This is a genomic window from Rubrobacter aplysinae (assembly GCF_001029505.1).
GTDB lineage: Bacteria > Actinomycetota > Rubrobacteria > Rubrobacterales > Rubrobacteraceae > Rubrobacter_A > Rubrobacter_A aplysinae.
Genome location: NZ_LEKH01000012.1, coordinates 79911 through 86773, shown reverse-complemented (window position 1 = coordinate 86773; position 6863 = coordinate 79911). Strand labels below are relative to the sequence as shown.

The 6863-nt window shown below is 63.3% G+C and carries 7 protein-coding genes; 2 read left to right on the top strand and 5 right to left on the bottom strand.

What is annotated here, in order from left to right:
- On the bottom strand, positions 1–215 hold a 215-nt coding region (locus ABD53_RS12050; RefSeq protein WP_047866043.1), incomplete at its 3' end, for a TSUP family transporter.
- Between the two features lie 283 nt (positions 216–498).
- Positions 499–678 (bottom strand): hypothetical protein, encoded by a 180-nt coding sequence (locus ABD53_RS17020; RefSeq protein WP_152670756.1) that lies wholly within the window; start codon positions 676–678, stop codon positions 499–501.
- A 403-nt stretch (positions 679–1081) separates the two neighbouring features.
- Here ABD53_RS17020 and ABD53_RS12045 point away from each other — a divergent pair, with 403 nt between their 5' ends.
- Positions 1082–1615, top strand: a complete 534-nt coding sequence (locus tag ABD53_RS12045; protein ID WP_047866042.1) for a Dps family protein — start codon at positions 1082–1084, stop codon at positions 1613–1615.
- A 320-nt stretch (positions 1616–1935) separates the two neighbouring features.
- Positions 1936–2526 carry an HdeD family acid-resistance protein gene (locus ABD53_RS12040; RefSeq protein ID WP_047866041.1) on the top strand — a complete coding sequence of 197 codons (591 nt, stop codon included), beginning with the start codon at positions 1936–1938 and terminating at the stop codon, positions 2524–2526.
- Between the two features lie 17 nt (positions 2527–2543).
- On the opposite strand, the gene ABD53_RS12035 is transcribed toward ABD53_RS12040, so the two are convergent.
- The 3 genes from ABD53_RS12035 to ABD53_RS12025 all read right to left on the bottom strand — a co-directional run bounded on the left by ABD53_RS12035 (position 2544) and on the right by ABD53_RS12025 (position 6836).
- Positions 2544–3827 carry a hypothetical protein gene (locus tag ABD53_RS12035; RefSeq protein ID WP_047866040.1) on the bottom strand — a complete coding sequence of 428 codons (1284 nt, stop codon included), beginning with the start codon at positions 3825–3827 and terminating at the stop codon, positions 2544–2546.
- Between the two features lie 564 nt (positions 3828–4391).
- Positions 4392–5603: a type II secretion system F family protein gene (locus ABD53_RS12030; RefSeq protein WP_047866039.1), complete on the bottom strand. Its 1212-nt coding sequence runs from the start codon at positions 5601–5603 to the stop codon at positions 4392–4394.
- A gap of 6 nt (positions 5604–5609) precedes the next feature.
- Positions 5610–6836, bottom strand: a complete 1227-nt coding sequence (locus tag ABD53_RS12025) for a type IV pilus twitching motility protein PilT (protein ID WP_084709612.1) — start codon at positions 6834–6836, stop codon at positions 5610–5612.
- Positions 6837–6863: the final 27 nt, after the last annotated feature.

Here is a 6863-nt window from a genome sequence, read left to right as displayed (position 1 = left end):
CGATAGCCCCACGCCCCGCCCACGTAGCCGGGCCAGGCCGCGACGTTGTTGGTGACGTTCGCCAGTATCGGAGGGTAGCCCACGAGGAGCAGAGCGGGGAACGAGATCAAAGACCCCCCGCCGGCGGCCGCGTTGAGCGCCCCGGAGAGCACCCCCGCTCCGACGAGCAGGAGCGCCCCCCAGATCCCGATGTCCGCAATGCCGAGTGTCGTCACCAGTCTACTCCCGCTAGTCCCGCGACTCCTGCTGCTCCTACGCTAGATGCTACAACCCGCCCGAACGGAAGACCTTCTGGGGAAACTCCCCGAGCCGTCAGGGAACCGTCAGGGAACCGTCAGGGAACCGTCACTTTACATTTGGCCGCTCCTCGGGCAGGCTCTCTCGCCGCCCGGGGCTCTCGTTCGGATGAGCCGCCACGAGCCCCCGAGGGGTAAGCGCCCTCCGCTGATTCAGCTAGACCGTCCAGGCTTACATGGTGCCAGCTATCGAGCCTATGATCTAAACGAGCTGGATGACGTTGCCGGAGGCGGGACCTCCGTGAACCGGCCAGGTCACCATCATCGCACGGCAGATAAAGGTCAGCACCGCTCCAGGAGCCGCGAACACGGCCGCCCCCGCCCCCGGTAGAGCTGGGTAACCGTAGATGTCCAGCAGCAAGAGCACAAGACTCGCCGTCACCGACCCCAGGGTATTGTAGAGCTAATTTTTCATAACCTACTCCTCCAACGACGATGGCTTCCTCGCCCATAAACCCGCCTCCGGGCCGGCGGAGGAAGCGTCCTGTTTACCTATCCGCGTAAGCCTCTCCCGCTAACTTACCGCCGCGCCAGACGCCGTCAATCGCGGATCAAACGCCGAGTAAAGAGCCTCGACCCGGCCCTTACGGCCGTTACGATCCATCAGACTCCACCAGACAAAATCCGGCGCTTCTATGGGCTTCTACAGCCCTTGGCGAGTCCCAGATAAACTCGCGGACTTGCCGAGAACGCTCCAAGTCCGTTTGGTTTAAAGTGGTAATCTAAGAGGTAGTTACGGAGGACGTGGTGCCGTTATCGGCACCGGAATACAGAGAGGAGAAACCATGGCCGAAAAGACGCAAGTAAAGACTTTTCCGGCTCCAGAGGAGCTGGCGACGCCGACCGATCTATCCCCGGACGAAGCGCAGGCGGTTACCGAGGCGGTCAACCCGCTCATAGCCGACACCTTCGCACTCTACACGAAGACCAAGAACTTCCACTGGCATCTCTCGGGCTCCCACTTCCGGGACTACCACCTGCTGCTCGACGAGCACGCCGAGCAGATCCTCGCGACCGTGGACCCGATGTCCGAGAGGGTGCGCAAGATCGGCGGCACCACCATCCGCAGCATCTCTCACATAAGCGAGCTGCAGTCCATAGAGGACGACAACGAGGAGTACGTCCATCCGGGCGAGATGCTACGCCGCCTCATAGAGGATAACCGGCATATCGTGCAGAAGGTGCGCTCGGCCCACGAGGTCGCGGACGGGTGCCGGGACTACAAGACCAGCGACGTGCTCGAAGACGTGCTCGAAGGGGCCGAGGAGCGCATGTGGTTCCTGTACGAGACGAGCAAGGGCGAGAACAACACCGCCTAGATCACCTAAACACCACCTAGCGCAGCCTGTTTCTACAGGCTATCGCTTAACGCCGCCCCGAGATTTTTCCGGGGCCGCGAGGGCCCGCCGGTCTGGTTGATGACCGGCGGGCCCTCGCTATCTCTGTAGATCAGCAAAGAAAGCAGCCGCTCGGGTTGTTTGACGTTCTCCGGTAAGGACGAGCCTCCTGCGGTAGTTCTGGAACGTCAACGGAATCATCACCAGCCAAGCTCCAGGCGCGCTTCACCTATCGAATAACGTCGTCACTACCAGTTAATATTGTTCGGAGGCACACAAGACCGTAAGAAAGAGGCTATACAGTGGAGAGAGAATCATCCGCACAACCGTTTTCGAGGATCGCGGGGCCGTGGTGGGCGCTGGCGCTTCGCGGGGCCATCGCCCTACTCTTCGGCCTCGCGGCGCTCTTGCGGCCGGACATTACCCTGTTCGCCCTGGTCGTGCTGTTCGGGGCGTACATGCTGGTCGACGGCGTGTTCGCGATAGGCGGCGTGTTCGGTGGAGCCTCCAGGGGGAGGCCCCGCTGGTTGCTCCTGATAGAGGGTGTGTTTGGCGTACTGGCGGGGCTGGTAGCTTTTGTGCTCCCCGGCCTCGCGGCGGTGGCGCTGCTGTACCTGATCGCCGCCTGGGCGATCATCACGGGCGTTATCGAGATCGTTCTGGCTATAGAGCTCCGCAGAGAGATAGAGGGTGAGTGGGCGATGATCGCGGGCGGAGTCGTGTCCGTCCTGTTCGGCATCATCCTCGCGGTGCTGCCGGGGGTGGGCATCGTTTCGCTGGTGTGGCTCGTCGGGATCTACGCCATAATCTTCGGCGTCTTGCTCCTGATCCTGGGCTTTAGGGTGCGTAGCCGCCGGAGCTCGGACGACGCCGGCCCGGGCAGGGTGGCTTAGGGTCGCCCCAGCCGAGTCTAGCTTCCCTGGTCTCCCCGCCCCCGATTGCGCCGGTGGATGCGCCAGGGTTCAGGGTATTCGGGAGAGCCCCGTGTATCTTCGCCTGTCACGCTGCTCGTCTTGGCCTTCTTACCCGCTTCGATACGACGCCTCTGACGATAGCCATAGGTGGCTCTGAGCACCGTCTCCCGGTCTTCGACCCGGAGACCCAGGGAGCCGGCGATCATGGCCAGCGAAGCGACCACCGAGGCCAGGCTCAGGTAGTCGCCGAGCCTGGGCGGGTGCCCTATAGTCGTCTGGAACAGATCCGCGGGTACCAGAAACATCGCCGCCAAAAACGCCAGCACCAACAGCGCGGCGTATAGCGACAGCACCGACACACCCAGGGTGAGCGCGGTAACGGTGTTGTACAGTCGCGAGAGGCCCGGGCTCTTGCGGCTGTACGGGCGTTCCCACAGACCGTAGGAGATAACGAGCCACAAACCTATCGCCATGATTGACAGGATCATGAACGCTACAAGACGCAGCGGACCGAAAGAGTCGCTCAGTACCCGGACGCTGGAGAAGATCAGGGCATAGGTACCCGTGGCGAACGCCGCGACGAGGCTCCCTTTCATCGTCGCGAAGAGCGCGAAGGGGTTGTTGGAGAGCACCATCCCGGACAGGAGTCTTACGTGCCCCCTCATCCCGGGGACGAGGTAGCGTACGTCCACCCCTGTCTCGTCGGTGGTCGTGACCCTCTTTATGGGAGCCAGACGCTCGGTGAGCCGCCGTCCGACGAGTTGTCTGGGACCCCGGCCGCGCAGGCGCTCCTCTCCGGCGACCCCGGCGCGGTCTCCCGCCTGTGTATGCCGGAGCCTCTTCTGACGGTCCCGGTCGGATTCCGAGCTCCCCCAGCGTATCTCGCTGGCGAGCTGGAGGACGGCCTCCCGCACCCGGCGGCGCAGCAGCGTCGCCCCCAGTGCCGGCAAGGATATGCCTCCGAGCCCGCGATCCACGCTGGCGTTGGCCACGAGCACCCGCCCGTCCCGGTGCATGGGCAGGTCCGTAATGGAGATCGCCATGTCCCAACCCTCCCGCCGCTTGAGATTCCAGGTCTCGTCGAGTATCTGGGGAGCCTCCTCCTCGCCGCCAGTCAGAGGATCCACGATCACCGGCACCTCCCACTGGACCGCCTGATCTATATGCCGGCCGAGGAGGGCGGGGAGCTCGGGGGCGAGCTCGTAGGCCACCTTCGCGGGGAGATCCGGCGCGGGCACCAGCCCAAGCGTCACGGAGCTTACGGAGGTTACTGAGGTCACTGAGCCGGCTCCTCCCTCTCGCCCCGTACCGCTGTCGGAAAATTCCACATCGACTCACTTCCCACTCGTCTCCTACCGGCAGCTATACGGTCCAGCACCATCCCCAGAGTGTAATTACAGGCAAGGACGAACCTACCCCGCCAGTACCCGGCTAACACCTCCCGGCCCCTTGCCGGCCAGTTTTATCTCACGTACCCGGGAGCGGGATGGCCTGGGATAGCCGGGAGTTTCTCTAGGCCAGGGCGCGAGCACGGCCTCTCGCCGCGCCTGGCCACGCGCCCTGAAGAGCGCCTCTGGAGCTCCACAGAACCGTGCTACAGGACACTCTCAATAACTTTTCCGCCCTGAGACTAGTCTCGCAACTTATTGCCATACATCCCACCAAACCGCTCTGTCATGCTCTCGGAACCGCGCTCGTACGGGTGCTCCTCGGGGGGTACTCTCGTGTAGCTCGCTACGCGAGAACCACGGCCGCCGGGCCGCTCCCTCCGCTGAATCGAACAGTTTGGCTGGTTAAAACCTACTGCAAAGCGCGATGAAAAGCCGCAAGAGCCTGCAAACAGGCTACTCTATGAGCTCGAAGATCTTGAACATCGGGAGGTACATCGCCACGATGATGCTGCCGACTATGCCGCCGACGACCACGATCATCAGCGGCTCTATTATCGAGGTCAGGGACTTTACCGCCGCATCCACCTCGGACTCGTAGAACTCGGCTATCTTGGTGAGCATGCCGTCCAGGTCACCGGTCTCCTCGCCGACCGAGATCATGCGCGTCACCATCGGCGGGAATACGGGCTCGCTCTCTAACGGCTTGTAGATCGGTGAGCCCTGGCGAATCGCATCCCGGCTCTTCAGGAGCGCGTTCTCTATTACCCAGTTGCCAGAGGAGTTTGCCGTGATCTCCAGCGACTGTAGGATCGGCACGCCCGCAGCCGATAGTGTGCCCAGGGTACGGGCGAAGCGGGCTAGAGCGACTTTCTGGATGATGTCGCCGATGGTTACCGGCATCTTGAGCAGCGCCCGGCCCCACACCTTTCGTCCATTCTCGGTGTCCTTCCAGCGCAGGAAGAAGAATACGCCCCCGATAAGCGCCGCCGCTATGAATATCCCGCCGAAGCCGGTGAGCAGGTTCGAGAGGCCGAGCGCTATCCGCGTCGGGAGCGGCAGGGTGCCGCCGAGATCCTCGAACATCCTGGCGAATATCGGCACGATAAAGACGAGCATGAAGGCCGCCGCGAGGACGGCGAGAACCAGCACCACCAGCGGGTAGGTCATCGCGCTCTTGACCTTGCGCCGGAGCTCCTGGTCTTTCTCCAGCTGGCCCGCGATCCGCAGCAGCACGTCGTCCAGGATACCGCCGACCTCGCCCGCCTTCACCATCTCCACGTAGAGCCGGTTGAACACCTTGGGGTGCTTGCCGAGCGCCTCCGAGAGCGCGAACCCTGCCTCGACGTCCTTGCGCACCTGCACGAGGACCTCCTGGAGCTTGGGGTTCGTGGCCTGCTCCGAGAGGATGTACAGGGCGCGGACTATGGGGAGTCCGGCGTTGATCATGGTCGAGAACTGCCGGGTGAAGACCACCAGGTCGGCCAGCTTGACCTTCTTGAAGGGCTCCAGTATGTCCTTCTGCCCGACCCCCTGCTCCTTGACGTCTATGACGAGCAGACCCTGCTGGCGCAGGGAGGCGGCCACGCTCATCTGGTTCTCGCCCTCGACGATGTCCTGCATTATCTCCCCGCGACGGGTGCGGGCCTTGTAGGTAAAGGTCGGCACCCCGGGCTACCTGCCGGTCCCGAACAAGCCGCCGCGCTTTCGAGAGCCACTCTCCGGACCGCTGGTCGGGCGTGAGGCATCCCCCGACGAGCCATTGCTGGAGGCCGCTCCCCCCGACGGCGCGCCAGAAGAGGCTCCCGCGGCTGCAGGGACCGGGCCTCCGGAGACCCCGCCCATCAGGCGGTTTAGCTCCTCGGGGTCGTTGGAGTGTTTCTCAGCCTCCTCCTTTGAGACCTTGCCGTCCCGGACCAGGTCCACCAGAGCGGAGTCGAGGGTCTGCATGCCGTGCTTGGAGCCGGTCTGCATTGCGGAGTAGATCTGATGATTCTTGCCCTCCCGGATGAGGTTGCGCACCCCGGGCGTGGGGGCTAGAACCTCACAGGCGACGACCCGGCCCTCGCCGTCGCGACGCTTGATCAGGGTCTGGGTGATTACCCCTTCGAGGGCGTTGGCGAGCTGGGTGCGGATCTGTGACTGCTGATAGCTGGGGAACACGTCTATGATGCGGTCCACGGTCTGGGGCGCATCCTGAGTGTGAAGAGTGCCGAAGACCAGGTGCCCGGTTTCGGCGGCGGTCACGGCGAGCTGTATAGTCTCCAGGTCGCGCATCTCGCCGACCAGGATCACGTCCGGGTCCTGACGCAGGGCGCGCTTTAGAGCCTCGGAGAAGCTGCGGGTATCTTGATTAACCTCGCGCTGGTTCACGATGCAGCCCTTGTGCGAGTGCAGGAACTCTATAGGGTCCTCGACGCTCATTATGTGCTCGTGGCGGTTCTCGTTTATGTGGTCGATCATGGATGCCAGCGTCGTGGACTTACCGCTGCCGGTGGGACCGGTGACCAGAACCAGACCGCGGGGCTTGTCGGTCATGTTCTCCACCGCATGAGGCAGGCCCAGCTCATGGAAGCCCATTATCTCCGTCGGCACGACGCGGAACGCGGCGCCCATCGAGCCGCGCTGGAAGTAGATGTTCACCCTGAAACGCGCCGTTTTCGGTAGCGAGTAGCTGAGGTCGAGCTCCCAGTCTCTCTCGAGGCGGGTGCGCTGCTCGTCGGTGAGGATCTCGTACAGCATGTCCCGCGTCACGTTCGGGGTCAGCGCCGGATAGTCCAGCGGCCGCAGCTCGCCGCTGTCCCGGATCATGGGCGGCACCCCGCTCGTGAGATGGAGGTCGCTGGCCCCGGCGTTAAGCGTGTCCAGGAGATAGTCGCTTAGACCGTGCTCTTCTACCATTCACCCTCCAATGCTCCGAGAGGACAC